The organism is Burkholderia sp. AcTa6-5, assembly GCF_017815075.1.
GTDB classification, from domain to species: Bacteria; Pseudomonadota; Gammaproteobacteria; order Burkholderiales; family Burkholderiaceae; genus Burkholderia; species Burkholderia sola.
This window is the reverse complement of record NZ_JAGIQE010000010.1, coordinates 106,938-132,939: the sequence shown is the minus strand read 5'-3', so window position 1 is coordinate 132,939 and position 26,002 is coordinate 106,938. Positions and strand designations below refer to the sequence as shown.

Below are 26,002 nucleotides of genomic sequence, written 5' to 3'. Positions count from 1 at the left end.
CGGGATGATGTTCGACCCGAACGCATCGGTCGAGGTCGTCACGCTGCGTGACGCGCGGGCGAGCGAGGCCGACGCGATTGGCCGCGTGATCCGCGCGGCGTTCGCGGGCGAGCCGCAAGGCGGCGCGTTCGAGCAGCGCATCGTCGACACGCTGCGTGCGGACGGTGCGCTGAGCGTATCGCTCGTCGCGGAGCGCGACGGACGTATCGTCGGGCACGTCGCGTTCTCGCCGGTCGCGATCGGCGGCGAGCCGGCCGGCAGCCAGCAGTGGTACGGGCTCGCGCCGCTCGCGGTGCGGCCCGATTGCCAGCGGCAGAGCATCGGCGCCGGGCTCGTGCGCACGGGGCTCGACGCGTTGCGTCGGCTCGGCGCGCGCGGCTGCGTGGTGCTCGGCGAGCCCGCGTATTACACGCGTTTCGGGTTCGAACCGCACGGCGACATCGTGTTTCCGGGCGTGCCGGCCGAGTATTTTCTCGCGCTGTCGTTCGACGAATCGGCTTCGCTGCCGGCGGGCGACGTGCGTTATCACGACGTGTTCCATCCCGCCGCGTAGCGCATGCCGCGGGCGGGCGACACCTGGCGTGGAAAAGCCGCTCTCCGGAGCGGTTTTTTATTGCACGGCGCGCCGCGCACCATCGCGTCGCGGTATATCTGTTTCGTGCGCGCCAAAAGAAAAAGCCGCTCCGAAGAGCGGCTTGTCGATGCGCGTACGACGCGCGCCGGCGTTACTGGATCTTCGCCTGCTGGCGCAGACCTTCCTCGAACGCCTGCAGCTTCTGCTGCACGAGCTGCTGCGCGATCTGCGCCTTCACCTGGTCGAACGGCGGCGGCGCGATGTCGCGGATGTCGTCGACGCGGATGATGTGCCAGCCGAACTGCGTCTTCACCGGCGCGTCGGTCATCTGGCCTTTCTGCAGCTTCTGCGCGGCCGCCGCGAATTCCGGCACGTACGCCTTCGGGTCGGACCAGTCGAGATCGCCGCCGTTCTTGCCCGACCCCGGATCCTTCGAGTATTGCTTCGCGAGATCCTCGAACTTCGCGCCGCCCTTGATCTTCGCGATCAGGTCCTTCGCCTGCTGCTCGCTCTCGACGAGGATGTGGTGCAGGTGGTACTCGCGGTTGCCGCCCACGCCCTTGACGAGTTCGTCGTAGCGCGCCTTCACTTCGGCGTCGGTCGGCTGGTTCTTCTTCAGGAAGCTCTCGATCATCGAGCGCAGCACGACGGTCTGCTGCGCGACGGCGACTTGCGCCTTCACGTCCGGACGGTTCGGGATGCCTTCGCGAATCGCTTCCTGCATCAGGATTTCGCGGTTCACGAGTTCCTGGCGCACGGCCTGCTGCAGTTGCGGACCGTCGGTCTGGCCTTGCTGGACGAGCTGCGCGACCATCGCGTCGGCGCGCGATTTCGGAATCGGCGTGCCGTTGACGACGGCGATGTTCTGGGCAAATGCCGGTGCCGCTGCAAACGCAGCCGCCGCGACCCACAGGCGGGGGGATTTCAGGATCATCGGGAATTCCTAATGAGACTAGATTGAAGATTCGTTGAATTCTTCGGGCGTGTAAGCCACGATCGCGAGCGCGTGAATGCCGCGCTGCATCGCATCAGCGAGCGCATCATACACCAGCCGGTGCCGCGCGACGCGCGGCTTGCCCGCGAACGCGGACGAGACGATCGTGACCGTGAAATGGCCGCCGGCGGCCGCGCCCGCATGGCCCGCGTGCTGCGCGCTGTCGTCGCGCACGGTGAGCGACAGCGGCGCGAGCGACGCGGTGAGGCGCGCTTCGATCAGCGCGATGCGTTCGTCGGCGGAGGCGTGGAGAAAGGCGTCGCTCATGTCACTCGTCCTTCAGGTATTTCGTGAGCCACAGGCTCTGCAGGATGATGAACACGACCATCGCGCCCGTCGTACCGAACAGCTTGAAGTTCACCCATTGCGATTCGGTGAAGTTGTGCACCACGTACAGGTTCGCGACGCCGAGCACCGCGAAGAACAGCGCCCAGGCGGCGTTCAGCTTGTCCCACACGGGGTGCGGCAGCGTGAGCTGCTTGCCCATCATCTTCTCGATCAGGTTCTTGCTGAACGCATAACGCGCGGCGAGCAACCCGATCGCAAACAGCCAGTACAGCACAGTCGGTTTCCATTGAATGAATTTCTCGTCATGCAGGACGAGGGTGGCGCCGCCGAACACGACGATCACGCCGAGGCTGACCCACAGCATCGTGTCGACCTTCCGGTGCCGGAAGGCGACCCAGGCGACCTGGGCCAGCGTCGCGACGATCGCGACGGCGGTGGCGGTAAAGATGCCCCAGACCTTGAAGGCGACAAAAAACAGGATGATCGGAAACAGATCGAACAGGAATTTCATGGCGCTCGCAGCTGCGTGACAGGCCGCATGTGCGGCCTGTCACCGTTGTAGGGACCCGCCAGGCATCGCCGTCGCGGAGCCGGGCGGCCGGCCCGCGGCTGGCCGCCCGGCAGATCCGCCCGGCGCCGCTCATTCGTTTTCGGGTCGGGACTCGAAGTTTAACGCAGCCGAATTGATGCAGTACCGCAAACCGGTCTGGTCGCGCGGGCCGTCCTCGAACACGTGGCCCAGATGCGCGCCGCAGTGGTTGCAGCGCACCTCGACGCGCACCATTCCGTGCGAGTAGTCGACCTTCTCGTCGATCACCTCGCCGTTGAGCGGCTTGAAGTAGCTGGGCCAGCCGCAGCCCGAATGGAACTTGGCGCCGGATTCGAACAGCGGCGTGCTGCAGACGACGCACTTGTAGATGCCGGCATCCTCGGTGTCGGTGTATTCGCCGGTGAACGCGCGCTCGGTCGCCGCGTGCTGCGTGACCTCGTACTGCATCGGCGTGAGCCGGCGGCGCAGCTCGGCGTCGTCCTTCTGGTACGGGAAGGTCTTGTCGTCGGAATCGTGGGACATGGGGGTTCTCCTGATCGGTCGGTCGAGATGCGCGGGTTGCGGGCTCAGGACGAGCAGCTCACTTCGAGCGTGCCGGCCCAGTCGGGCGGCAACGCCGCGTACGCTTCATGCTCCGGTTGTTCGTCGAACGGGCGACGCAGGATCCGCGCGAGCCGCTCGACTTCCGAAAAATCCTTTTCCTTCGCGCGCCGGATCGCAACTTCGGCCAGATGGTTGCGAAGCACGTATTTGGGGTTCGCGCGGTTCATTGCAACCGCGCGAGCCGCGTCGTCGCGCGTTTCCTCGGACAGCCGCGCGCGGTAGAGGTTCGCCCATGCGTCGAATGCTTCACGGTCGATGAAGAGGTCGCGCACGGGCGCGTCGCGGCTCGCGTCGTGCTTCGAGATCTGCGCGAGCCGGCGGAACGTCAGCGTGAAATCCGCGTGGCTCGCATGCATCGTCTCGAGCAGCTTGTTCGCGAGCTCGGCGTCGCCGTCGCGTTCGAGTTCGAGGCCGAGCTTCGCGCGCATCGCGCGTTCGAGCGCGGGGCCGAAGCGCTCCGGAAACTTCGCGAGCACGGCCTGGGCGTCGTCCACCGCGCGCTCGGCGCGCGCGTCGTCGTCGGCGATGCCGTGCTGCAGCCCGATCAGCGGCAGCAGCGCCTGCGCGAGGCAATAGCAGTTCCAGTGCGCGATGCGCGGCTGCATCCGGTACGCATAGCGGCCGTTGGTGTCCGAGTGGTTGCAGATGTAGTTCGCGTCGAATGCATCGACGAAGCCGAACGGACCGTAGTCGATCGTCACGCCGAGGATCGACATGTTGTCGGTGTTCATCACGCCGTGGCAGAAGCCGACCGCCTGCCATTGCGCGACGAGGTCGGCCGTGCGCAGCGTCGCGGCCTCGAGCAGCGCGAGGTACGGATCGTCCGCGTCGCGGCAGGCCGGATAGAAGCGGTCGATCACGTGATCGGCCAGCTGGCGCAGCAGGTCGGGGCGATCGTTCGAGAAGAAGTGCTCGAAGTGGCCGAAGCGCACGAAGCTTTCCGACACGCGCGTGACGACGGCCGCCGTCTCGATCTCCTCGCGCACCACCGGCTGGTCGGAGCCGATCACCGTCAGCGCGCGCGTGGTCGGGATGCCGAGGTGATGCATCGCTTCCGAGCACAGGAATTCGCGGATCGACGAGCGCAGCACCGCGCGGCCGTCGCCCATCCGCGAATACGGCGTGCGGCCGCCGCCCTTGAGCTGCAGTTCGTAGCGCCGGCCGTCAGCGCCGGGCAACTCGCCGATCGTCAGCGCGCGGCCGTCGCCGAGCTGGCCGGCCCACACGCCGAACTGATGGCCGGAATAGACCGACGCGTACGGCATCGCGTGCGCAGGCCAGTCGCGCGTCGGGTTGCCGGCGAACAGCTCGGCGAAGCCGGGCTGCGCGGCGATCGCGGGCGGCAGGTCGAGCAGCTGCGCGACTTCGTCGGAAAAGCCGACGACGTACGGCGCGGCCAGCGGCGCGGCCGGCAGCCGCGTATGAAACGCGTCGCCGAGCGTGACGAACGCGCGTTCGGCGGGCGCGCCGAGCGTCGCGGCGAGGTCGGGGAGAGTGTCAGCCGCATCGGCTGCGCTTCGGGAAAACGACATGTTGAGCGCCTCTGGGTAAGCCGATATTGTAAGGCGGCGTCGCGCCGCCCGCATGGCGGCCCGCGCATCGTGCGCCACGCCCGTCCGGGCCGCTGACGGGCGCGCATGCGGGCTGCTTCCGGATGGAAACGGCCGCGAGGCGGGTCACCGATTCGCATCCTCACGGAGAACAAGACGATGGGTAAGCCGTTGCTGGGCCAGATGATGGATGTGCCGCTGCTGGTGTCGTCGCTGATCGCGCATGCCGCGCGGCATGCGGGCGACACGGAAATCGTGTCGAAGCGCGTCGAAGGCGACCTGCATCGCTACACGTATCGCGATTGCGAACGCCGCGCGAAGCAACTGGCGCAGGCGCTCGCGCGGCTCGGCGTCGCAACCGGCGACCGCGTGGGCACGCTGGCGTGGAACGGGTACCGGCATCTGGAAGCGTATTACGGGATCGGCGGGATGGGCGCCGTGTGCCATACGATCAACCCGCGCCTGTTTCCCGAACAGATCGCGTACATCGTCAATCACGCGGAAGACCGCTACGTCTTCTTCGACATCAATTTCGCGCCGCTCGTCGATGCGATCGCGCCGCAATGCCCGCACGTGAAGGGCTGGATCGCGATGACGGACGCCGCGCACCTGCCGTCCGGCGCGACGCCGTTCCTCTGCTACGAAACGCTCGTCGAAGTCGAGGACGGCCGCTACGACTGGCCGCGCCTCGACGAGCAGCAGGCATCGGGGCTCTGCTACACGTCGGGCACGACCGGCAACCCGAAGGGCGTGCTGTATTCGCATCGCTCGACCGTGCTGCATGCATACGGCGCCGCGCTGCCCGACGCGATGAACCTGTCCGCGATGGACGCCGTGCTGCCCGTCGTGCCGATGTTCCACGTCAACGCATGGGGGCTGCCGTACGCGGTGCCGCTCACCGGCGGCAAGCTGGTGCTGCCCGGCAAGGACCTCGACGGGAAATCGCTGTACGAGCTGATGGAGGCCGAGCGCGTGACGTTCTCTGCGGGCGTGCCGACCGTATGGCTCGGCCTGCTGAACTACATGCGCGAGGCCGGCGTGCGTTTCTCGACGCTGAACCGCACGGTGATCGGCGGCTCCGCGTGCCCGCCCGCGATGCTGCGCACGTTCGAGGACGAATACGGCGTGCGCGTGATCCATGCATGGGGAATGACCGAACTGTCGCCGCTCGGCACGCTCGCGAAGCTCAACTGGGCGCAGTCGCAGCGGCCGCTCGACGCGCAGCGCCGGCTGCTCGAGAAGCAGGGGCGCGTGATCTGCGGCGTCGACATGCGGATCGTCGGCGACGACGGCCGCGAGCTGCCGTGGGACGGCGTCGCGTTCGGCGAACTGCAGGTGCGCGGGCCGTGGGTGATCGACCACTACTTTCGCGGCGATGCGTCGCCGCTGGCGGACGGCTGGTTCCCGACCGGCGACGTCGCGACGATCGACCCCGACGGCTTCCTGCAGATTACCGACCGCAGCAAGGACGTGATCAAGTCGGGCGGCGAGTGGATCAGTTCGATCGACATCGAGAACGTCGCGATCGCGCATCCCGGGGTGGCCGAAGCCGCGTGCATCGCGTGCGCGCACCCGAAATGGACCGAGCGGCCGCTGCTCGTCGTGGTGCCGCGCGAAGGCGCGAACCTGAGCCGCGACGCGCTGCTCGCGTTCTACGAGGGCAAGGTCGCGAAATGGTGGATTCCCGACGACGTCGTGTTCGTCGAATCGCTGCCGCACACCGCGACCGGCAAGCTGCAGAAGCTGAAGCTGCGCGAGACGTTCCGCGATTACGTGTTGCCGACGGCGGTGTGCGCGCCGTAAGCCTTCGCGTCCGGGCCGCCGTCGGCCCGCGATTCGGTCCCGATGCGATCCCCCGATCCGTCCCCGGATCGGGAACGAAATTCAAATTGAACGACCGTGCTTTTTCGTTGTATGCTGCCTGCGTTCATTCGGACATGCGGCCGTTCGACCGCGCACAATGAAGCGCAGCCAATCCGGCGCGCGATGCATGGAGGCAGGCAGATGGCAGTGGATTACTCGACTCGCGACGGCGTGGCCGTCATCACGCTCAACAATCCGCCCGTCAACGGGCTCGGCCTGTCGACCCGCCAGGGCGTCATGGACGCGCTCGATCGCGCCGCGCAGGATCCGTCGATCACGGCCATCGTGCTGACCGGCGCGGGCCGCGCGTTCTCGGGCGGGGCCGACATCACCGAATTCAATACGCCGAAGGCGCTGCAGGAGCCGACGCTGCACACCGTGATCCGCGCGGTGGAGGCAAGCGCGAAGCCGGTCGTCGCGGCGCTGCACAGCGTCGTGATGGGCGGCGGGCTGGAGCTTGCGCTCGGCGCGCACTACCGCATCGCCGCGCCCGGCGCGCAGGTCGCGCTGCCCGAAGTGAAGCTCGGGCTGCTGCCGGGCGCGGGCGGCACGCAACGCCTGCCGCGCGCGGTCGGCCTCGAAACCGCGCTGAACATGATCGTGTCGGGCGCGCCGGTGCCGTCGGAGCAACTCGCGAAGAGCGGGCTGTTCGACGAAATGGCCGACGGCGACCTGCTCGACGCGGCCGTCGCGTTCGCGCGCAAGGTCGGCGCGCAGAACGGCCCGCATCCGCGCGTCCGCGATCGCAAGATCGTCCACGAGAACGCGGCGGGCTTCATCCAGTTCGCGCGCAATTCCGCGCGGGCCGCCGCGCCGAATTTCCCCGCGCCGCACAAGTGCATCGACGCGATCGAGGCCGGCGTGCTGAACGGCTTCGACAAAGGCAGCATCGCCGAGCGCGAGGGTTTCGTCGCGCTGATGATGACGCCGGAAAGCCGCGCGCTGCGCCATGCGTTCTTCGGCGAACGGGCGGCGAGCAAGATTCCCGACGTGCCGGCCGATACGCCGCTGCGCGAGATCCGCCGGGTCGGCGTGATCGGCGCGGGCACGATGGGCGGCGGGATCGCGATGAACTTCATCAACGCGGGGCTGCCGGTCACGCTGCTCGAGACGAAGCAGGATGCGCTCGAGCGCGGCCTCGCGACGATCCGCAAGAACTACGACGCGCAGGTGAAGAAGGGCAAGCTCACGCAGGAGAAGCTCGACGCACGCATCGCGCTGATCACGCCGACGCTGTCCTACGACGACCTGAAGGACGCCGACCTGATCGTCGAAGCGGTGTTCGAGGAACTCGGCGTGAAGGAGCAGGTGTTCAAGAAGCTCGACGAAGTCGCGAAGCCGGGCGCGATCCTCGCGTCGAACACGTCGACGCTCGACGTCGACAAGATCGCGGCGTTCACGAAGCGCCCGCAGGACGTCGTCGGCATGCACTTCTTCAGCCCGGCGAACGTGATGAAGCTGCTCGAGGTCGTGCGCGGCGCGCAGACCGCGAAGGATGTGCTCGCGACCGTGATGGCGGTGGCGAAGAAGATCCGCAAGACGGCGGTCGTGTCGGGCGTGTGCGACGGCTTCATCGGCAACCGGATGATCGAGCAGTACATCCGCCAGGCGCTGTTCATGCTCGAGGAAGGCGCGCTGCCCGCGCAGGTCGATCGCGCGATCGAGAAGTTCGGCTTCGCGATGGGGCCGTTCCGGATGAGCGACCTCGCCGGCAACGACATCGGCTGGGCGATCCGCAAGCGCCGTTACGTCGAGCAGCCCGATCTGCACTATTCGAAGATCGCCGACCGCCTGTGCGAACAGGGCCGCTTCGGCCAGAAGACGGGCGCCGGCTGGTACGACTACGTGCCGGGCGACCGCAAGGCGAAGCCGTCGTCGCTCGTCGACGAGATGGTCGTCGCGTACTCGAAGGAGCGCGGCGTCGAGCGGCGCAAGATCGGCGACGACGAGATCGTCGAGCGGCTGGTGTTCGCGCTCGTCAACGAAGGCGCGAAGATCCTCGAAGAGAAGATCGCGTCGAAGGCGTCCGATATCGACATGGTCTACCTGACCGGGTATGGCTTCCCGCTGTGGCGCGGCGGCCCGATGCTGTACGCGGACATGGTCGGCCTCTACAACGTCGAGCGCGCGATTCGCCGCTATGCGGCCGCGCCGAACGGTGACGCATGGCAGCTCGCGCCGTCGATCGCGGAACGGGCGAAGGCCGGCCGCGGGTTCAACGGCTGACGCCGCCGCATCGCGGCGCGACCGATCCTGTCTGGAGACACGCAATGAAACGCACCGACGACGTCCTGCTCGTGATCGACGTGCAATACGACTTCATGCCGGGCGGCGCGCTCGCGGTGCCCGACGGCGATGCGGTCGTGCCCGTGATCAACGCGCTCGCGCAACGCTTCGACCAGGTCGTGCTCACGCAGGACTGGCACCCGCGCGAGCACGTGTCGTTCGCGGCGAACCATCCGGGCCGCGAGCCGTTCTCGACGCTCGCGCTGCCGTACGGCGAGCAGGTGCTGTGGCCCGTGCACTGCGTGCAGGACACCGACGGCGCGGCGCTGCATCGCGACCTCGACATCCCGCATGCGCGGCTCGTGATCCGCAAGGGGGGCGACGCGCAGGTCGACAGCTATTCCGCGTTCGTCGAAGCCGACCGCACGACGCGCACGGGGCTCGCGGGCTATCTGCGCGAACTCGGCGCGAAGCGCGTGTGGTGCTGCGGGCTCGCGACCGACTATTGCGTCGCGTGGTCGGCGCTCGATGCGCGCGCGGCCGGTTTCGAAGCCGCGGTGATCAACGATGCGTGCCGCGCGATCGACCTGAACGGGTCGCTCGCGCACGCATGGCAGCAGATGCAGGCAGCGGGCGTCGTGCATGCGACGTCCGCCAGCGCGCGCCCGGCGGCGTAGCGCAGACCCCAACATGAAGCAGGACCGAAGGAGACTCGCATGACCGAAGCCGTAATCGTATCGACCGCCCGCACGCCGCTCGCGAAATCCTGGCGCGGCGCCTTCAACATGACGCATGGCGCGACGCTCGGCGGCCACGTGGTCGCGGCCGCGCTCGAGCGCGCGAAGCTCGATCCGGCGCGCGTCGAGGACGTGATCATGGGCTGCGCGAACCCCGAAGGCGCGACCGGCGCGAACATCGCGAGGCAGATCGCGCTGCGCGCCGGGTTGCCGGTGAGCGTGCCGGGGATGACGGTGAACCGTTTCTGTTCGTCCGGGCTGCAGACCATCGCGCTGGCCGCGCAGCGGATCATCGCGGGCGAAGGCGAGATCTACGTGGCCGGCGGCGTCGAGTCGATCTCGTGCGTGCAGAACGAGATGAACCGGCACATGGTCCAGGAAGGCTGGCTCGTCCAGCACAAGCCCGAGATCTACTGGAACATGCTGCAGACCGCCGAGAATGTCGCGAAGCGCTACGGGATCTCGAAGGAGCGCCAGGACGCATACGGCGTGCAGTCGCAACTGCGGGCCGCGGCCGCGCAGGAAGCCGGGCGTTTTCGCGACGAGATCGTGCCGATCACCGTGCTCGCGGGCATCGCCGACAAGGCGACGGGCCGCCTGTTCACGCAGGAAGTGACGGTCTCGGCCGACGAGGGCATTCGCCCCGACACGACGCTCGAAGGCGTGTCGAAGATCCGTTCGGCCGTGCCGGGCGGCGTGATCACCGCGGGCAATGCGAGCCAGTTCTCGGACGGCGCGTCGGCATGCGTCGTGATGAGCGCCAAGGCCGCGCAGCGCGAAGGGCTGCAGCCGCTGGGCGCGTTCCGCGGCTTCGCGGTGGCCGGCTGCGAGCCGGACGAAATGGGCATCGGCCCGGTGTTCGCTGTGCCCAAGCTGCTGAAGCAGGCCGGGTTGACAGTCGACGACATCGGCCTGTGGGAACTGAACGAGGCGTTCGCGGTGCAGGTGCTGTACTGCCGCGACACGCTCGGGATTCCTGAGGACCGCCTGAACGTGAACGGCGGCGCGATCGCGGTCGGCCATCCGTACGGCGTGTCGGGCGCGCGCCTGACCGGCCATGCGCTGATCGAGGGCAAGCGGCGCGGCGTGAAGTACGTGGTCGTCACGATGTGCATCGGCGGCGGGCAGGGCGCGGCCGGCCTGTTCGAAATCCTCTGATCTTTGACCGGCGGCGGCCGCGGTCGCGCTTCGGCGCCACCGCACCCCGCCGCAGCGAATCGGCGCGACCGATGCGCCATTCGCAATGATGGGGAAACAAAAGGCATGCACCCGGCAATGCCGTTTCCCCTGACTTGTCAAACGAATTACCCCTCCTATACTAGCTCTGACATTTGCCTTTCGGCATGATGGGCCAGATCGCGCGTGGGGGCGCGATCCGTTCCGGGAAGATTCCAGCCAACGCAGCAGACCGACCGGGGACCGAATGAGTACGACCTATGCAGCCGGGGAACCGCCGCGCGTCGTCAGCGCGGCCGCCAGGCTCTACGCGAAATGCCTGCTGGTCGGATTCGCGTTGTTGCCGGCCTATCTGATTGCCTATCTGTGGTTCTTCAGCGACCGGAGCGTCGTGTTCGAGAACCACGCCTTCCATGAAATCGCGATCGCGGCGGCGACGATCGAAGGCGCGTTCGTCACCTACGTGACGTGGGTGTGTTACCGGTCGTCCGGCGAGCCGCTGCTGCGCTGGCTGACGCTCGGCTTTCTCGGCTTCGCGATGATCTACGCGCTGCACGGCGCGTTCACCGGGATGGCGCACCACAATATCTGGCTGTTCCTGCTGTACGGGCCCGCGTCGCGGTTCGTGATGTCGGCGCTGCTGCTCACGGGGCTGCTGTCGTATTCGCGTCCGCCCGACCGGCTCGACAAGCGCACGAGCGTGCGCACGTGGCTGCCGTGGATCGTGTTCTTCCTGCTCGTCAACGTGGCGGTCGCGTACATCGCGTATTCGCCGGTCGCGGGTGCGCTCGGCACGCGGCTGTCGATGGAAGGCGGCGCGCTGGTGTTCTCGCTGCTGAACGTGTGCCTGCTGCTCGCACGACGGATCCGCTCGCCGCTGATGGTGATCTACGGCGTGTCGATCATGGCGTTCGCGCTGTCGTCGCTCGCGTTCATCCTCGGCAAGCCGTGGAATCACATGTGGTGGCTCGCGCACGCGATCTTCGCGGGCGGGTTCTTCCTGCTGAGCTACGGTGTCGTGCAGGCGCTGCAGACGACGCGCTCGTTCTCGGCGATCTACAGCCAGGAAGACCTGATGAGCCGGCTGTCGGAATCGATGGCGCGCACCGAAAGCGCGCTGCAGGAGCTGCGGCGTACGAACCAGAAGCTCGAGTACATGGCCGCGACCGACCCGATGACGGGCGCGTCGAACCGCCGGCAGTTCATCGCGCAGGTCGAGCGCGAAATCGTGCGGGCCGAGCGCGACGGCACGCCGTTCTGCCTGCTCGCGCTCGATCTCGACAATTTCAAGAACATCAACGATGCCTACGGGCACCAGATCGGCGACGAGGTGCTGCGCGGCGTCGTGCGCCAGTGCCTCGAGGCGATCCGGCCGGCGGGCGCGCTCGCGCGGGTCGGCGGCGAGGAATTCATGGCGCTCTTGCCCGAGATGCCGCTCGAAGGCGCGCGGATGACGGCCGAGCGCGTGCGTTCGTCGATCGCGAGTGCGCCGTTCGGGCTGGACTTCAAGCGCGTGCAGGTGACGGTCAGCGTCGGCGTCGCGCAATACGGCGTCGACGGCGGCACGGTCGATGCGCTGCTGCGGGCGGTCGACGAGCGGCTTTATCAGGCGAAGCGGGAAGGGCGCAACCGCGTGGTGTCGCGATGATCCGCATGGCACCGACACCCCGGCGGCGGGCGCGCCGCCGGGGCTTTTGCAGGCCGGTGCCGGCCGCGCGCTAGCGCGACGCCACCGCCGTCGCCTGCTTCGGCTGCCCGTCCTGCATCGGCTGCGACGCTTGCCACCAGTACTTGCCCGCGCGCTGCTGCGGATCGCGGATCGCGAGATACGTCGTACTCCAGAGCTGCGCCGCGTTGGCTTCGGTCGCATCGGCGCTGCGCGTGCCGAATGCGTCGGTCTGGTACTTGCCGTTCACGTAGGACCACGTCCACATTTCCGACGTGCGCATGTCGCGTCCGTTCGAGATTACCTGCCAGATCGTCTGCCGCGCCTGCGTGAGCAGCGTGCGGGTCGCGGCCGACAGGTCCTGGCGCGCCAGCTGGCGATCGAGCCCGGCCACCCACATCGCCTGCTGCCACGACCAGATCACCGTGCCGTGATACGCGGAACTCGTGAACTTCGGCCACAGCGACGGGTTCGCATACGCGGGGTTCGCGATCAGCATCCCGGCATCGGTCACGAGGCCGGTCGGGAACGGCCGCGTGACGTCGGTCACGATCCGCTGGAGCTGATCGTCCGGCGGCGTGCCGAACAGCAGCGCGAAGCCGCCGTCCGAATTCATCACCGGGATCGGGTTGCCCTGCTGGTCGAGCGATAGCGCGTAGAAGGCCAGCGGCGCATTGGGCGCGGCGCCGGCCGGCACCCCGGCGGACGGCGCATAGGCCGATACGTCGGTGGCCGCCTGCGCGGCCGGCACGCTGACCTGGAACAGCGGCGGCGCCTGCGTTTCCCACGTGGCCGCTTCGTTCGCCGTGTTGGCGAGCGTCGCGCGTTGCCCGGCGTTGAGGTACGGATCGAGCAGGCCGCGGGCGAGGAACGCGTTCGCCGCGCGCAGCGCGGCCGGTACGAGCACTGCGTTCACGTCGTACGGGTACACGCCGCCGCCGAGGCCGTCGGTACTGTCGCGCCAGTTGCCGACGATTTCGCCGGGCCGCAGGTGAATCAGGTTCGCGACCGACGGCTGCTGCGCGAACGGCTGCGCGGTCGTCGCGACGTGCAGCAGATTGACGACGAGGCGGCTGCCGTTGGTTTGCCCGTCGCTGCCGCGCTGCGCCAGATACGCGGCAGCACGCGCCTGGCCGCGCGTATCGTCGATCAGCCACGCGGCCGCGATCGGCGCGAGCAGGTAGTCGCTGTCGATCATCTTGTAGTCGTAGGTCGGTGTCGCGTCGTTCGGCCGCCCGTTCTTCTGGTTGTCGACCAGCGCGAATTCGCCGATGCCTTCCTCGTGCGCGACCTTGCCGTCCGCCGACAGGCGGCTCAGCACCGACGACAGCCCGGCCTCGATCGCCGCGGGTTCGAGCACGGGCATCAGCATGCGGACCGAAATCAGCGTGTCGCGGCCGAAGTACGTGTCGTACTGCCACGAACCGGCCAGCAGCTTGTCGTTGAAGCTCAGGAATTCGAGCACGTTCTGGCTGACCGGGTCGGGATTCACGGACGGAGCGAACAGGTCCGCGTGCGTGATCGGCGACAGCGGCGTCTCGCCCGACAGCGCATCGATGTGCAGCTTCAGCGTGCGCGAGCCCGCCGGCGCGTTCAGCACGAGCTTGCCGCCCGCTGCCGGCGCGATGCTGCCGCCGTCGCGCAGCGTGATGCGCAGCGCATAGCCGGGCGCGCCGTCGAGCCGGTCGCGTTGCCATTGCGCGGTGCCGCCCTGGACCGTCGGCGCGGTGAGGATCTGCTGCGGAATCGTCGCGCCGCCGTTGAAGTCGCGCAGGAAGCGCACGTTGCTGAGCACGCCCTGGCGGATCGTCAGCGTAGCGGTGTCGACCGACACGTCGGCGCCGATGCCGTACAGCGGGCGGCCGTGTGCGTCCGGGGCCGACAGCGCGGACGGCGGCGTGTCGAGGCTCCAGTTCACCGGCTGCGCGGTGTCGTCGAACCACAGCCCGGTGCCGCTGTTGCCGGCGGGGAAGACCACGAGCAGGCGCGGCTTCGTCGACGAGCGTACCAGCAGGTGCGCGGCGACCTTGTCCTGCCGGTAGAACGCGTTGATCTGGCCGCCGGTATCCATGCGGAACGACAACGCGGCGGTGTTCGACGGCGGGGTGGTCGACTGGACGTCGTCGTCGTTGCAGGCCGACAGCAGGCCGGCGCAGACGAGCCCGAGACACAGCGACTTCGCAAGGCGATGCATGTTGATGTCCCTCCTGATGACTGGCGATTTTTTATCTGGATATCTAATTGGCGGATCTTGGGTCCGTTTGGTGCTGCCTTGCATTCATTCTTGGCGAATGACCGGAATGAATGGAGGTATTGCGTTTCTTCGAAAGGAAAATGGGTTGAAAAACAACCGGGTGGTCGATAAATGCCGACAGCTGAAAACGACAGGGGCGCACGTCGATGCCCGGCGGGAAGGCCGATGCGAAGGGCCTTCGCGCAGGTGAGTGGCGAATCCGGAGCGGCGAGGAAAACGATACGTAGGCCGTCGTAGGCGATTCTAAATTTGCGGGAAAGTCGAAGTCAATAATGTTTTTGTTTTCCAATATTGAATTGAAAACCGGTCGCAATTATTACCCGTCGCGCCGGTAAAATGTGCGATTCAACGGGATCGGATTAATGCATTCCGGATATCGGTTGAAAACCGGTCGACAATACGCTGTCGCGCCGGCGATTGATGCCGGAAAGGAAACGAATCGCCGGATTGTGTCGGTCGGTGTCGTGACAGGCCGACGTGCGCGGCAAACGCGCGCGAAGGCCGCCTGGCATCCGCGTTCCTGCGTATGCCCGCACGACGACGCGACGTCGCCATCGGCGCTTCGGCGGCTGAAGCAGTTCGACGAAGACGGCGCGAAGCTCGAGCGGCTCGTTCGCGGCCGATGACGCGCGCCGAACGTGTGTATCGGGAGGCAGAAGCCCCCTGCAAGCGGGCAATTTTTCGTGCTGGATATTTATAATCGCCCGCGGCTGAGCCTTTCCGTTCGCGCCGGGCGCGAACATCGGCCCAACTGATTTAGTATGAGCAATCTGCGCTCGACGCGAGGGGCGCGCATTCGCGGTGAGGAGACCCATGCATCCCCGTAAGACCGCCCCTTACATCATCGTGGCGATTGCTTCCGTGATCGCATGCGCGCTCATGGCGCTATGCGTGCTGCAACTCTTGCAGAGTCGTGACGATGCGATGGAGCGGGCAAGGGAAACGTCCCGCAACCTCGGACTGATCGCCGAACGCGACATCGAACGCAATATCGAGTTGTACGACCTGTCTTTGCAGGCGGTCATCCATGGGTTGCAGCGCCGCGATGTGATGGATGCTTCGCCGGGCCTGCGCCGGTCGGTGCTGTTCGATCACGCGATGACCGCGGAATTTCTCGGTTCGATGCTCGTGATGGATGCAGGCGGCAATATCGTTCTGGATTCGGGCTATGACGAGCCGCGCAAGGGTAATTTCTCCGATCGCCGATACTTCACGGTCCACCGCGACAATCCGAACGTCGGACTCTATATCAGTGACCCGTTCGTCTCCCGTTTGCGTGGGGGAAAGCTCAGTATCGCGCTCACGCGGCGGATTTCGAACCCCGATGGATCGTTTGGCGGCATCGTCGTTATCGCGGTCAATCTCGATTATTTCCATCAGCTCTTCGCCGGGCTTTCGCTTGGCAAGCATGGCTCGATTTCGCTCATCGGCGAAGACGGCAAGATGGTGATGCGTCAGCCGTACGATGTGCATACCATCGGCCGCGACATCAGCAAAGCCGCGACGTTCCGGCGGTTTCAGACCGCGCGAGAGGGCGCCTTCTCCGAAACGTCATCGATCGACGGCGTGCGCCGCCTGTACTACTTCAAGCATTTGCCGAAACTGCCGCTGATCATCATGGTGGCGGAGGCCGAGGAGGACATTTACGCCGCATGGCGGCAACGTGCGATCAAGATCGGCGGATTGGTCGCGACGTTCGGGGCGGCGTTTATCGCACTGTCCCTTCTGCTCGGTTCGCAGCTACGGCGCCGTATGCGGGCGGAATCGGAACTCGTGCTGCTCGCCCGGACGGACGGTCTCACCGGCCTGAGCAATCGTCGCAGCTTTGGCGAGGTGCTGGATCAGGAGTGGCGTCGCGCACGACGCGCGCATTCCGTTTTCTCGCTGCTGTTCGTCGATGTGGACCGGTTCAAGGCTTACAACGACACGTACGGTCATCAGGCCGGGGACGATGCGTTGGCGGCGGTCGCGCGGTGCATCGGCGAGAATATTCGCCGGCCGGCCGATACGGCGGCGCGTTATGGCGGAGAGGAGTTCGTCGTGCTGCTCCCTGACACGCCACAGACCGGAGCGGCGCAGATTGCCGAGCGGATCCGCGCGGCAATCGATGCGTTGGCCCTCGAGCACGCCGGCAGCGAATACGGGCGTGTGACGGCGAGCATCGGCCTGGCGTGCTGGATGCCGGATCAGCAAGGGCAGCCGGATGCCGTGATCAAGGCGGCGGATGAGGCACTGTATTACGCGAAGGCGACCGGGCGGAACAAGGTTGCCGCGCTGCAGCCGGCGGAGTGACGGAGAGGGTTGCATTGCGCCGTTCGTCAGACTCATGTCGGCAGTGACCAAAGCTGACGGACCCACGTCAAGACACAGTCCATTGCCGTCAGTAAGTTTGGTAGGCTTGTCGCCTGCCTTCGCTTGTCGGCGTCTTGACGCCGGTAAATGATACGGTGAGAAAGCGGGTATCTTCCGTGAAGATTTCAAAGATGCCCGCTTTTTCCAACCGGACGAGATCCCGAGCGAACGAAAGCGACCGGCGAACGGGCGTAATGTGCCCGACTGCCAAGGGTCCCCGGCCAATCGCCGAACCAACACGAACAGGAGCGAACGAAGTGATCAGACATATCGTCATGTGGAAGTTGAAAGAATCCGCCGAAGGCGCGACGCGCGCACAGAACGCGCTAAAGCTGAAGGAAAAGCTCGAAGGCTGCCGCGACCTTGTGCCCGGCACCTTGCAGATCGACGTCGGCCTCGCGACGCCTGGCCTCGACGCGACCGCCGACATCGTGCTCGTCTCCGATTTCACCGACAAGGCGGCGCTCGACGCGTACCAGGTGCATCCGGTTCACCAGGAAGTGAAGAAATTCGTCGTCGCGGTGGCCGAATCGCGCGAGTGCGTCGACTACATCGTCGACGTCGCACGATGAGCGACGCGGCAACCCCGACGGAAGGCCCGTCGATCGAAAGCCCGTTCGTCGATCTGCTCGGCGTGCAGCTCGTGTCCGCGAAGGACGGTGCGAGCGAGATCGTGCTGCCGCTCGAAGCGCGCCACATGAACACGTGGAGCATCGCGCACGGCGGCGTGACGATGACGCTCGCCGATATCGCGCTCGCGATGGCGGCGCGCAGCCTGACCGACGACGGCGTCGGCGTCGTCACGGTCGAGATGAAGGTGAACTTCATGCAGCCGGGCCGCGGCGAGCTGCGCGCTTACGGGCGCGTGATGCACCGCTCGACGACGATGGCCTACTGCGAAGGCGAAGTGCGCGACAGCGACGGCAATTTCGTCGCGAAGGCGCTCGGTACGTTCAAGTACATGCGGCGGCTGGCGGTCGGCCGCGACATCAAGCGGCAACGCTCGCGCACGGCGCCGGACGCCCATCCCGGCCCGAGCGACGCGTAAGCCTCCGCCACGCACGGCCCTGTCTCTTCGATGCGGCAGGGCCGTCTCGTTTGGCAGGACGGAACGGCACACGGCGCGGCGCGCCGCTGCTGTCCAGCCCCCCACGTGGCATCATGTCACGCTTGTCCGTTCACGGCGCCACGCCCGCGCCGTCCACTCCGATGCCGCTGAATCCGAAGATCGCCCAGGTGCTCGACATGATCGAGCGCGCGAAACGTCCGTCGTATCACCATCAGACGCCGCAGCAGGCGCGCGCCGCGTACGAGAAGAGCGCGCCGATCCTCGACGTCGCGCCGGCCCCGATGCATTCGGTGGAGGAATGCATGGTGCCGACGCGCGACGGCCGCACGATCGGTGCGCGGCTGTATCTGCCGGTCGCGCCGAGCCTGGCGGAGCCGCTGCCCGCGCTCGTGTACTACCACGGCGGCGGCTTCACGGTCGGCAGCGTCGACACGCACGATGCGCTGTGCCGGATGTTCGCGCGCGATGCGCAATGCGCGGTGCTGTCGGTCGGCTACCGGCTCGCGCCCGAACACAGATTTCCGACCGCGGTGAACGACGCGGACGACGCGCTGCGATGGCTGCATCGCGAGGCCGCCGCGTTCGGCATCGACGCCGCTCGGCTGGCGGTCGGCGGCGACAGCGCGGGCGGGACGCTCGCGACGGTCTGCGCGGTGCTCGCGCGCGACGCGGGCATTCGTCTTGCGCTGCAGCTGCTGATCTATCCGGGTGTGACGCGTGACCAGGACACCGAATCGCACGCGCGGCTCGCCAGCGGCCACCTGCTGACGCAGGACACGATCCAGTGGTTCTTCACGCAATACGTGCGCGATCGCGCGGATCGCGACGACTGGCGTTTCGCGCCGCTCGACGGCACGCGCGATGCGCCGTCGTTCGCGGGCGTCGCGCCGGCGTGGATCGCGACGGCCGAATACGATCCGCTGAGCGACGAGGGCGCCGCGTACGCGGACAAGTTGCGCGCGGCCGGCAACGCGGTCACGCTGGTCTGCTATCCGGGGATGATCCACGAATTCTTCAAGATGGGCGGCTACGTGCCGGAGGTGCGCGTCGCGCATGCCGATGCGGTCGCGGCGCTGAAGGCTGCATTCGACGAGGTTTGACGGCGAGCGCGGAAGGCGCGCGCGCCGCGGGAGGATGGCGATGACGAACGGCGTGGGCGGGGTGGAAACGGGCGACTGGACGGTGCTGGGCGGCGACGCCGCGCGGATCCGCGACGCGGTGTTCGTGCGCGAGCAGCAGATTCCGCCGGAATGGGAACTCGACGACGACGATCCGCTGTCGCTGCATGCGGTCGCGTACCGGACCGACGCGGCGACCGGGCTGCGCCGTGCGGTCGCGACGGGGCGGCTGCTGCCGTCCGGCACGATCGGCCGTGTCGCGGTACTGGCCGACATGCGCGGGCAGGGTGTCGGGTCGGCCGTCCTGAATGCGCTGCTGGACGCCGCGCGCCGCCGCGGCGAAGCCGTCGTGCGGCTGTACGCGCAGGATTCGGCGGTGTCGTTCTATCTGCGGCACGGCTTCGCGGCGGTCGGCGAGCCGTTCGTCGAAGCCGGCGTGCCGCACGTCGAGATGGCGCGCGCGCCGTAGCGCGCCACGTGTGGGCTCAGCGCGGCCGCGCCGCGTCGATATCGAACGTAACCGCGCGTTCGAACGCGCCGGGGCGGACGGTGCGGTGCGAGCCGTCGTCGTCGCTGCGTTCCTTGACCTCGACCGTCAGCCGTACGCCTTCCTTCATCGTGACGCGCAGCGCGGTCGTGCCGCGCGTGCCGTATTCGGGCGTCTCGATGAACGCGGCCGACAGCGCGCGCTCGCGCTCGATCGGAATGCCGGTGTGCGGCAGCGCGTCGTCGTCCGCGACGTGCGGGTCGCGCATCAGCGCGATCAGTTCGTCGAGCGACGGCGTCGGGTTGTCGGTGAGCAGCGTGCCGAGCTCCGCGCGCTTGCGCACCACTTTCGGCCAGGGCGTATCGAGCCGCGCATTCGACAGCGCATGCACGCCCGGCGCGATCGCGACGGGCGCGGCGACACGGCTTTCGCCTTCGGGCGCGCGGTTGCAGAACCACGCGAGCTCGCGTCGGCGCCAGTCGCCGACGAGCAGGTTGAAGCCGTTGTACACGGCCGCATGCTCGGCAAGCTGCGCGAGATAGTCGAGCGGCGCGACGGACGCGCTGCCGAGAAAGTCGGAGACCAGCTTGCCGCGGGTCGGCGCGCCCGCGCGGATGTCGAACGGCGCGCGGTAGTTGGTCAGCGCGGCGAAGCGGCCGTCGCGCGAGACGCCGAGCCACGTGCCGCCCGCTTCGAGATCGCGGCCGGCCAGCACGCCCGGCACGTCCTCCCACCACGAGAGCGGCGCGCTGGTCCGGCGAAAGAACTCGTCGCGATTGGCGACGAGGGTAAAGACGGGACCGGCGGCGGCATCGGGCTGCCAGTCGAAGGCAATCAGACACATCGGGCGAATCTCTCGCAGGAAACGTCGCGCGCCGGCTGCGACTCGCGAGCCGGCGCGCGAACGGGTTGTCAGTGCATCACGCTTCGGTCGGCCACGCGTACGGCAGCGCGTCGAACGCGAGCGCCGGGCCGTCGGCCGAACCGAGGTGCACCGTGCCGCTGTCGAGCGCGGCGAGCTTGATCTCGACGAGCGCGTCGACGCCGCCCGCCGGTGCGGCCGCCGCGTTGACGATCATCCCGCACGGCTGGCCCGGGTCGTCGCTGTGGAACAGCTCGACGCCGGCATGCACGGTATCGGTCTCGCCGGCGACGTGCGCGAGCGCGGTGCGGCGCTTGATCGTGCCGCGGTACTGGCTGCGCGCCACCACTTCCTGGCCCGGGTAGCACCCTTTCCTGAAGTTAACGGCACCGATCACGTCGAAGTTGACCATTTGCGGCACGAACTGTTCGACGGCCGGCTGCGTGATGCGCGGCTCGCCCGCGCGAACGTCGAGCCAGTCCCACACGGCGGGCGACACGACGGGCAGCGTGCCGGCGAGCGCCGCGAGGCGCGCGTCGACCTCGGCGCGCGGGCCGATCCACAGATAGCGCTTGCGGCCGGCCGCATCGGGCACGCGGATCAGCGCGCCGGCCGGGCCGTCGACCTTCACGTGCACGCCGTCGGGCAGCGCATCGAAGATGCCCGACAGCGCGTCGCGCACGTCGCCCGCGAAGCCGGCCACCGCGAGCGTGTCGCTCGCGTCGGTCAGCTTCGCCTTCGCGCGCAGCACGAACATCGACAGCCGTTTCTGCACGGCCGGCTGCACGTCCTTCGACACGAGCAGGCGCACGTCGTGGCCGGCGCGCCACGTGAGGAACGACGCGAGCAGGCGGCCCTTCGGCGAGCAGTACCCGGACAGCCGCGCGCTGCCGGCATCGAGATGCTCGATGTCGTTGGTGAGCTGGCTGTGCAGGAACGTCGCGGCGTCGTCGCCGGCCACGTCGATCACGCCGAACTGCGGCAGCGGCATGCAGGCGCCCGGCGCATCGAAATCGGCGGCAGGCGGGCGGGGGAAAACGGGGAGCGAGGCAGATGCGGCCTGGGCAGCCGGTGAAGCGAACGGTGTGCTCATGGAATGAGGGAACAGTCAACCCTGACTTTGACGGAGGCGAGCAAGTATTATATGGGTCTTACCTGAGTCACGTTTCCATGTCCCTACTGAAGAAATGCGCCGCGACGATCGTGGCGCTGGCCGTCGTTGTGGCCGCTGCCGGCGCGGGCGGCGGGTATTACTGGGCGACCCGGCCGCTGTTGCTGGGCTCGGCATCGCTCGACGTCACGATCAAGCCGCGCAGCAGCGTGAAGAGCGTCGCGCTACAGCTCAAGCACGGCGGCGTGCCGGTCGAGCCGTTCGCGTTCGTCGCGATGACGCGCGTGCTCGGGCTGTCGAGCAGGCTCAAATCGGGCAACTACGAATTCAAGACCGGCATCACGCCTTACGACGTGCTGCAGAAGATCGCGCGCGGCGACGTGAACGAGTACGTCGCGACGGTCATCGAGGGCTGGACCTTCAAGCGGATGCGCGCGGAGCTCGACGCGAACCCGGATCTGTCGCACGCGACGGCCGGCATGAGCGACGCCGAGTTGCTGCGCGCGATCGGCGCATCGGACGGCGCGGTGCAGCGCGGCAGCGGCGAGGGGCTGTTCTTCCCCGATACCTACCTGTTCGACAAGGGCACGAGCGACCTGAACATCTACCGGCGCGCGTACCACCTGATGCAGACGCGCATCGACGAGGCCTGGGCCGCGCGCACGCCGGGGCTGCCGTACAAGACGCCTTACGAAATGCTGACGATCGCGTCGATCGTCGAGAAGGAGACCGGCCACGCGGCCGATCGCGCGTTCGTCGCGGCCGTGTTCGCGAACCGGCTGCGCATCGGCATGCCGCTGCAGACCGATCCGTCGGTGATCTACGGGCTCGGCGACGCGTACGACGGCCGTCTGCGCAAGCGCGACCTGCAGGCCGACACTCCCTACAATACCTACACCCGACGCGGGCTGCCGCCCACGCCGATCGCGTTGCCGGGTGTCGCCGCGCTGCAGGCGGCGATCAATCCGGCGCCGACGAGCGCGCTCTATTTCGTCGCGAAGGGCGACGGCACGAGCGTGTTCTCGGACACGCTCGGCGACCACAACAAGGCCGTGGATAAATACATACGAGGTCAATAATGGCGAGCGGTAAATTCATCACGTTCGAAGGCATCGACGGCGCGGGGAAGACCACCCACCTGCAATGGTTCTGCGAACGCCTCCAGGGCCGGCTGGCCGCGGCCGGCCGGCAGGTCGTCGTGACCCGCGAGCCGGGCGGCACGCAGCTCGGCGAGAAACTGCGCGAGATCCTGCTGAACCAGCCGATGGATCTCGAGACGGAAGCGCTGCTGATGTTCGCCGCGCGTCGCGAGCACCTCGCGCTCGTGATCGAGCCGGCGCTCGCGCGCGGCGACTGGGTCGTGTCGGATCGCTTCACCGACGCGACGTTCGCGTACCAGGGCGGCGGCCGCGGGCTGCCGCGCGACAAGCTCGAGACGCTCGAGCGCTGGGTGCAGGGCGGCTTCCAGCCCGACCTGACGGTGCTGTTCGACGTCGCGCCGCAGGTCGCGAGCGAGCGTCGCGGCGCCGCGCGCATGCCCGACAAGTTCGAAAGCGAGTCCGACGCGTTCTTTGCCCGCACGCGCGCCGAATACCTGCGGCGCGCGGAAGAGGCGCCGCACCGCTTCGCGATCGTCGACGCGACGCGATCGATTCCCGAGATTCGCCAGCAGCTCGAACGCGTGCTCGCCGCGCTGTAACCCGCAAGGAACGCACCCATGATCTATCCGTGGCAAACCGACGACTGGGACCGCCTGCAGCAACTGCGCGCGCAATGGCCGCATGCGCTGCTGCTGCACGGTCAGGCCGGGATCGGCAAGCTGCAGTTCGCGCAGCATCTCGCGCAGGGCTTCCTGTGCGAATCGCCGCAGCCGAACGGCGAGCCGTGCGGCACCTGCGCGGCCTGCAACTGGTTCTCGCAGGGCAACCATCCGGACTACCGGATCGTGCTGCCCGAGGCGCTGGCGGGTGAGGCGCCGGGCGCGGCCGACGACGCGAAGCCGGCCGACGCGGACGAAGGCGGCAAGAAGACGCGGGCGCCGAGCAAGGAAATCAAGATCGAGCAGGTGCGCGCGCTGCTCGACTTCTGCGGGGTCGGTTCGCACCGCGGCGGCGCGCGTGTCGTCGTGCTGTATCCGGCCGAGGCGCTCAATGTCGCCGCGTCGAACGCGCTGCTGAAAACGCTGGAGGAGCCGCCTCCGGGCGTCGTGTTCCTGCTCGTGTCGGCGCGCATCGACCGCCTGCTGCCGACCATCATCAGCCGCTGCCGGCAGTGGCCGATGACCGTGCCGGCGCCGGAGGCCGCCGCCGCGTGGCTCGCGGCGCAGGGCGTCGACCACGCCAGCGCGCTGCTCGCCGAGGCCGGCGGCGCGCCGCTCGCCGCGCTGGCGCTCGCGAGCGACGAGAATCGCCCGCTGCGCGATTACACGCTTGGGCAATTGGCCGCCGGTGCGGGCTGCGATCCGTTCGCGTGCGGCGAGGCGCTGCAGAAGCTGCCGGTGCCGCTGGTGCTCGGCTGGCTGCAGCGCTGGCTGTACGATCTGCTCGCGCAGCGGATGGCCGGCGCGCCGCGCTACTTCCCGACGCACGCGGCCGCCCTGGCGCGCTGCGCGGAAGCGGTCGATGCGAACGCATTCGCGCGCTTCATGAAGGCCGTGACGCGGCAGCGCACGGCCGAGAACCATCCGCTCAACGCGCGGCTCGTATTCGAGGAATTGTTTCTCGGATATCGGGAAATGTTTGGTTGATCCGGCATTGTTTCCGATGCGTTGCGAAACGATGAACGGATCACGCGGCGGCGCGACCGTGGTCGGCCGGCCCGCCTACGTCGCCCGGTGCCGCATGCCGGCGGGCGCATGAGCGCCTGTCTCACGTATTCAGGAAACACGATGTTCGTCGACTCTCACTGCCACATCAATTTCAAGGGCCTGGCCGACCGCCTGCCGGCCGTTCTCGAGAACATGCGCGAGCACGACGTCACGCACGCGCTGTGCGTGTCGGTCGATCTCGAGACGCTGCCCGACGTGCTCGCGATCGCCGAAGCGCACGACAACGTGTACGCGTCGGTCGGCGTGCATCCCGATCACGAGGACATGCGCGAGCCGACGCTCGCGGAGCTCATCGAGCTGGCCGCGCATCCGAAGGTCGTCGCGATCGGCGAAACCGGCCTCGACTACTATCGTCTCGAAGGCCGCTCGATCGCCGACATGGAATGGCAGCGCGAGCGCTTCCGCACGCACATCCGCGCGGCGACCGCGACGATGAAGCCGCTGATCATCCACACGCGTTCGTCGTCGGAAGACACGCTGCGGATCATGGCCGAGGAGCGCGCGGACGTGCCGGGCGGCGTGATGCACTGCTTCACCGAGCCGTGGCCGGTCGCCGAGCAGGCGCTCGCGCAGAACTTCCACATCTCGCTGTCGGGCATCGTCACATTCAAGAACGCGACCGACGTGCAGGACGTCGCGCGGCGCGTGCCGCTCGACCGGCTGCTGATCGAGACCGACTCGCCGTACCTCGCGCCGGTGCCGTATCGCGGCAAGCCGAATGAACCTGCGTACGTCAGCCATGTCGGACGCTTTATCGCATCCGAGCGCGGGATCGCCGTCGAGGCGCTCGCCGATGCAACGACGCAGAACTTTTTCCGGCTGTTCAAGATCGCCCGCTAACGACGGGCGCGCAGCCGACAACCCAGGGAAGGAGCCCACAACAATGACGAAGCCGACCAACCATCTGCCCAAACGCGCACTCGTTGCCGCCGCATTCGTCGCGAGCGGCCTGTTCGCCGCCGCCGGCGCGCATGCCGAGTCGCTCGACGCGATCGTCAAGGCAGTCAAGTTCGACGACATCGCCGATATCGGCAAGCAGCTCAAGAGCGGCAAGCTCGACCCGAACACGGTCGCGCCGAACGGCGACCCGCTCCTCGTGATCGCCGCACGCGAGAAGTCCGACAAGGTCGCGGCGGCGATCGCCACGACGCCGAACGTCGATCTCGAGAAGGAAGACAAGGCCGGCGAAAACGCGCTGATGCTCGCGTCGCTGAACGGCGACCTCAACCTCGTCAAGCTGCTGATCGACAAGGGCGCGGAAGTGAGCAAGAAGGGCTGGGCGCCGCTGCACTACGCGGCGACCAACGGCCAGGATGCGGTCGTCAAGGTGCTGCTCGACCACGACGCGTACATCGACACCGCATCGCCGAACGGCACGACGCCGCTGATGATGGCCGCGCGCGGCAACCATGCGTCGACGGTCACGCTGCTGCTCGACCAGGGCGCCGATCCGCAGGTGAAGAACCAGCTCGGCATCACCGCGCTCGAGTTCGCGAAGCACTACAACGCGCCGGACGCGATCGAGATCCTGAGCAAGCGAACGACGCGTATCGGTGCGGCGACGCCGGCAGATGCTCAAAAGAGTGCAAAATAACGGTTTTTGGTGCGGCGGCGCGTGTCCGCCCGGCCGGCTTTCCGGCCGGAGCAGGGCGTCCGGCGCCGCACCGGCCAAGGCAGCAGGCGGTCTCCGGCCGC

General features: G+C 67.7%; 24 protein-coding genes. 16 read left to right on the top strand and 8 right to left on the bottom strand.

Annotation, left to right across the window (positions count from 1 at the left end; genetic code table 11):
- The first annotated feature begins 4 nt into the window (after positions 1-4).
- A complete protein-coding gene (locus J8I33_RS15695; protein ID WP_209926887.1) occupies positions 5-553 on the top strand; it encodes an N-acetyltransferase in 549 nt (182 codons plus the stop codon).
- A gap of 172 nt (positions 554-725) precedes the next feature.
- On the opposite strand, the gene J8I33_RS15690 is transcribed toward J8I33_RS15695, so the two are convergent.
- The 5 genes from J8I33_RS15690 to J8I33_RS15670 all read right to left on the bottom strand — a co-directional run bounded on the left by J8I33_RS15690 (position 726) and on the right by J8I33_RS15670 (position 4,541).
- Positions 726-1,508, bottom strand: a complete 783-nt coding sequence (locus tag J8I33_RS15690) for a peptidylprolyl isomerase (protein WP_050013274.1) — start codon at positions 1,506-1,508, stop codon at positions 726-728.
- 18 nt (positions 1,509-1,526) lie between these two features.
- Positions 1,527-1,835 carry a BolA family protein gene (locus J8I33_RS15685; RefSeq protein WP_050013273.1) on the bottom strand — a complete coding sequence of 103 codons (309 nt, stop codon included), beginning with the start codon at positions 1,833-1,835 and terminating at the stop codon, positions 1,527-1,529.
- Position 1,836: 1 nt separating this feature from the next.
- Entirely contained in the window at positions 1,837-2,367 is a 531-nt protein-coding gene (locus J8I33_RS15680; RefSeq protein ID WP_050013272.1) for a septation protein A, read from the bottom strand.
- A gap of 129 nt (positions 2,368-2,496) precedes the next feature.
- Entirely contained in the window at positions 2,497-2,928 is a 432-nt protein-coding gene (gene msrB, locus J8I33_RS15675) for a peptide-methionine (R)-S-oxide reductase MsrB (RefSeq protein WP_050013271.1), read from the bottom strand.
- A 44-nt stretch (positions 2,929-2,972) separates the two neighbouring features.
- A complete protein-coding gene (locus J8I33_RS15670; protein ID WP_204383286.1) occupies positions 2,973-4,541 on the bottom strand; it encodes a protein adenylyltransferase SelO in 1,569 nt (522 codons plus the stop codon).
- Positions 4,542-4,718: 177 nt separating this feature from the next.
- Here J8I33_RS15670 and J8I33_RS15665 point away from each other — a divergent pair, with 177 nt between their 5' ends.
- The 5 genes from J8I33_RS15665 (at position 4,719) to J8I33_RS15645 (ending at position 12,209) form a co-directional block, all read left to right on the top strand.
- Positions 4,719-6,362, top strand: a complete 1,644-nt coding sequence (locus J8I33_RS15665) for a 3-(methylthio)propionyl-CoA ligase (RefSeq protein WP_209926834.1) — start codon at positions 4,719-4,721, stop codon at positions 6,360-6,362.
- Positions 6,363-6,563: 201 nt separating this feature from the next.
- Complete coding sequence (locus J8I33_RS15660; RefSeq protein ID WP_124554596.1) at positions 6,564-8,648, top strand: 3-hydroxyacyl-CoA dehydrogenase NAD-binding domain-containing protein; 2,085 nt, start codon at positions 6,564-6,566, stop codon at positions 8,646-8,648.
- Between the two features lie 44 nt (positions 8,649-8,692).
- A complete protein-coding gene (gene pncA, locus J8I33_RS15655; protein WP_050013267.1) occupies positions 8,693-9,325 on the top strand; it encodes a bifunctional nicotinamidase/pyrazinamidase in 633 nt (210 codons plus the stop codon).
- 39 nt (positions 9,326-9,364) lie between these two features.
- The gene (locus tag J8I33_RS15650; protein WP_124554595.1) at positions 9,365-10,543 is read left to right on the top strand and encodes an acetyl-CoA C-acyltransferase; all 1,179 of its coding nucleotides are present in this window, start codon (positions 9,365-9,367) and stop codon (positions 10,541-10,543) included.
- A 265-nt stretch (positions 10,544-10,808) separates the two neighbouring features.
- Positions 10,809-12,209 carry a sensor domain-containing diguanylate cyclase gene (locus tag J8I33_RS15645; RefSeq protein WP_050013265.1) on the top strand — a complete coding sequence of 467 codons (1,401 nt, stop codon included), beginning with the start codon at positions 10,809-10,811 and terminating at the stop codon, positions 12,207-12,209.
- Positions 12,210-12,279: 70 nt separating this feature from the next.
- On the opposite strand, the gene J8I33_RS15640 is transcribed toward J8I33_RS15645, so the two are convergent.
- Positions 12,280-14,421: a hypothetical protein gene (locus J8I33_RS15640; protein ID WP_209937630.1), complete on the bottom strand. Its 2,142-nt coding sequence runs from the start codon at positions 14,419-14,421 to the stop codon at positions 12,280-12,282.
- Between the two features lie 873 nt (positions 14,422-15,294).
- On the opposite strand from J8I33_RS15640, the gene J8I33_RS15635 reads away from it, so the two are divergent.
- From J8I33_RS15635 to J8I33_RS15615, 5 genes are all read left to right on the top strand, one after another.
- Positions 15,295-16,773, top strand: a complete 1,479-nt coding sequence (locus J8I33_RS15635; protein ID WP_209937623.1) for a sensor domain-containing diguanylate cyclase — start codon at positions 15,295-15,297, stop codon at positions 16,771-16,773.
- 317 nt (positions 16,774-17,090) lie between these two features.
- Entirely contained in the window at positions 17,091-17,405 is a 315-nt protein-coding gene (locus J8I33_RS15630) for a Dabb family protein (protein WP_012328683.1), read from the top strand.
- Entirely contained in the window at positions 17,402-17,881 is a 480-nt protein-coding gene (locus J8I33_RS15625; protein WP_209937616.1) for a PaaI family thioesterase, read from the top strand. The genes J8I33_RS15630 and J8I33_RS15625 overlap by 4 nt, the downstream gene beginning before the upstream one ends.
- A 161-nt stretch (positions 17,882-18,042) precedes the next feature.
- Positions 18,043-19,002 carry an alpha/beta hydrolase gene (locus J8I33_RS15620; RefSeq protein ID WP_209938099.1) on the top strand — a complete coding sequence of 320 codons (960 nt, stop codon included), beginning with the start codon at positions 18,043-18,045 and terminating at the stop codon, positions 19,000-19,002.
- Positions 19,003-19,042: 40 nt separating this feature from the next.
- Positions 19,043-19,489 carry a GNAT family N-acetyltransferase gene (locus tag J8I33_RS15615; protein ID WP_124554591.1) on the top strand — a complete coding sequence of 149 codons (447 nt, stop codon included), beginning with the start codon at positions 19,043-19,045 and terminating at the stop codon, positions 19,487-19,489.
- A 16-nt stretch (positions 19,490-19,505) separates the two neighbouring features.
- On the opposite strand, the gene J8I33_RS15610 is transcribed toward J8I33_RS15615, so the two are convergent.
- Together J8I33_RS15610 and J8I33_RS15605 are read right to left on the bottom strand one after the other, a co-directional pair.
- Positions 19,506-20,351: an NRDE family protein gene (locus J8I33_RS15610; RefSeq protein ID WP_209926851.1), complete on the bottom strand. Its 846-nt coding sequence runs from the start codon at positions 20,349-20,351 to the stop codon at positions 19,506-19,508.
- 76 nt (positions 20,352-20,427) lie between these two features.
- The gene (locus J8I33_RS15605) at positions 20,428-21,462 is read right to left on the bottom strand and encodes a folate-binding protein YgfZ (protein WP_124637712.1); all 1,035 of its coding nucleotides are present in this window, start codon (positions 21,460-21,462) and stop codon (positions 20,428-20,430) included.
- Positions 21,463-21,539: 77 nt separating this feature from the next.
- On the opposite strand from J8I33_RS15605, the gene mltG reads away from it, so the two are divergent.
- The 5 genes from mltG (at position 21,540) to J8I33_RS15580 (ending at position 25,901) form a co-directional block, all read left to right on the top strand.
- Positions 21,540-22,559, top strand: a complete 1,020-nt coding sequence (gene mltG, locus J8I33_RS15600; protein WP_050013258.1) for an endolytic transglycosylase MltG — start codon at positions 21,540-21,542, stop codon at positions 22,557-22,559.
- Positions 22,559-23,179, top strand: a complete 621-nt coding sequence (tmk, locus tag J8I33_RS15595; protein WP_050013257.1) for a dTMP kinase — start codon at positions 22,559-22,561, stop codon at positions 23,177-23,179. The genes mltG and tmk overlap by 1 nt, the downstream gene beginning before the upstream one ends.
- A gap of 18 nt (positions 23,180-23,197) precedes the next feature.
- The gene (locus J8I33_RS15590; protein WP_209937609.1) at positions 23,198-24,226 is read left to right on the top strand and encodes a DNA polymerase III subunit delta'; all 1,029 of its coding nucleotides are present in this window, start codon (positions 23,198-23,200) and stop codon (positions 24,224-24,226) included.
- Between the two features lie 141 nt (positions 24,227-24,367).
- Entirely contained in the window at positions 24,368-25,147 is a 780-nt protein-coding gene (locus J8I33_RS15585; protein WP_050013255.1) for a TatD family hydrolase, read from the top strand.
- 43 nt (positions 25,148-25,190) lie between these two features.
- Positions 25,191-25,901, top strand: a complete 711-nt coding sequence (locus tag J8I33_RS15580; protein WP_050013254.1) for an ankyrin repeat domain-containing protein — start codon at positions 25,191-25,193, stop codon at positions 25,899-25,901.
- Positions 25,902-26,002 lie beyond the last annotated feature (101 nt).

Bases quoted from the DNA above. Each gene is read 5' to 3' on its own strand.
- J8I33_RS15615 (WP_124554591.1), top strand. From the start codon at position 19,043: ATGACGAACGGCGTGGGCGGGGTGGAAACGGGCGACTGGACGGTGCTG.
- J8I33_RS15690 (WP_050013274.1), bottom strand. From the start codon at position 1,508: ATGATCCTGAAATCCCCCCGCCTGTGGGTCGCGGCGGCTGCGTTTGCA.
- J8I33_RS15590 (WP_209937609.1), top strand. From the start codon at position 23,198: ATGATCTATCCGTGGCAAACCGACGACTGGGACCGCCTGCAGCAACTG.
- J8I33_RS15635 (WP_209937623.1), top strand. From the start codon at position 15,295: ATGCATCCCCGTAAGACCGCCCCTTACATCATCGTGGCGATTGCTTCC.
- J8I33_RS15665 (WP_209926834.1), top strand. From the start codon at position 4,719: ATGGGTAAGCCGTTGCTGGGCCAGATGATGGATGTGCCGCTGCTGGTG.
- J8I33_RS15660 (WP_124554596.1), top strand. From the start codon at position 6,564: ATGGCAGTGGATTACTCGACTCGCGACGGCGTGGCCGTCATCACGCTC.
- msrB (WP_050013271.1), bottom strand. From the start codon at position 2,928: ATGTCCCACGATTCCGACGACAAGACCTTCCCGTACCAGAAGGACGAC.
- J8I33_RS15640 (WP_209937630.1), bottom strand. From the start codon at position 14,421: ATGCATCGCCTTGCGAAGTCGCTGTGTCTCGGGCTCGTCTGCGCCGGC.
- tmk (WP_050013257.1), top strand. From the start codon at position 22,559: ATGGCGAGCGGTAAATTCATCACGTTCGAAGGCATCGACGGCGCGGGG.
- pncA (WP_050013267.1), top strand. From the start codon at position 8,693: ATGAAACGCACCGACGACGTCCTGCTCGTGATCGACGTGCAATACGAC.
- J8I33_RS15605 (WP_124637712.1), bottom strand. From the start codon at position 21,462: ATGAGCACACCGTTCGCTTCACCGGCTGCCCAGGCCGCATCTGCCTCG.
- J8I33_RS15695 (WP_209926887.1), top strand. From the start codon at position 5: ATGATGTTCGACCCGAACGCATCGGTCGAGGTCGTCACGCTGCGTGAC.
- J8I33_RS15620 (WP_209938099.1), top strand. From the start codon at position 18,043: ATGCCGCTGAATCCGAAGATCGCCCAGGTGCTCGACATGATCGAGCGC.
- J8I33_RS15585 (WP_050013255.1), top strand. From the start codon at position 24,368: ATGTTCGTCGACTCTCACTGCCACATCAATTTCAAGGGCCTGGCCGAC.
- J8I33_RS15645 (WP_050013265.1), top strand. From the start codon at position 10,809: ATGAGTACGACCTATGCAGCCGGGGAACCGCCGCGCGTCGTCAGCGCG.
- J8I33_RS15625 (WP_209937616.1), top strand. From the start codon at position 17,402: ATGAGCGACGCGGCAACCCCGACGGAAGGCCCGTCGATCGAAAGCCCG.
- mltG (WP_050013258.1), top strand. From the start codon at position 21,540: ATGTCCCTACTGAAGAAATGCGCCGCGACGATCGTGGCGCTGGCCGTC.
- J8I33_RS15650 (WP_124554595.1), top strand. From the start codon at position 9,365: ATGACCGAAGCCGTAATCGTATCGACCGCCCGCACGCCGCTCGCGAAA.
- J8I33_RS15580 (WP_050013254.1), top strand. From the start codon at position 25,191: ATGACGAAGCCGACCAACCATCTGCCCAAACGCGCACTCGTTGCCGCC.
- J8I33_RS15680 (WP_050013272.1), bottom strand. From the start codon at position 2,367: ATGAAATTCCTGTTCGATCTGTTTCCGATCATCCTGTTTTTTGTCGCC.
- J8I33_RS15610 (WP_209926851.1), bottom strand. From the start codon at position 20,351: ATGTGTCTGATTGCCTTCGACTGGCAGCCCGATGCCGCCGCCGGTCCC.
- J8I33_RS15670 (WP_204383286.1), bottom strand. From the start codon at position 4,541: ATGTCGTTTTCCCGAAGCGCAGCCGATGCGGCTGACACTCTCCCCGAC.
- J8I33_RS15685 (WP_050013273.1), bottom strand. From the start codon at position 1,835: ATGAGCGACGCCTTTCTCCACGCCTCCGCCGACGAACGCATCGCGCTG.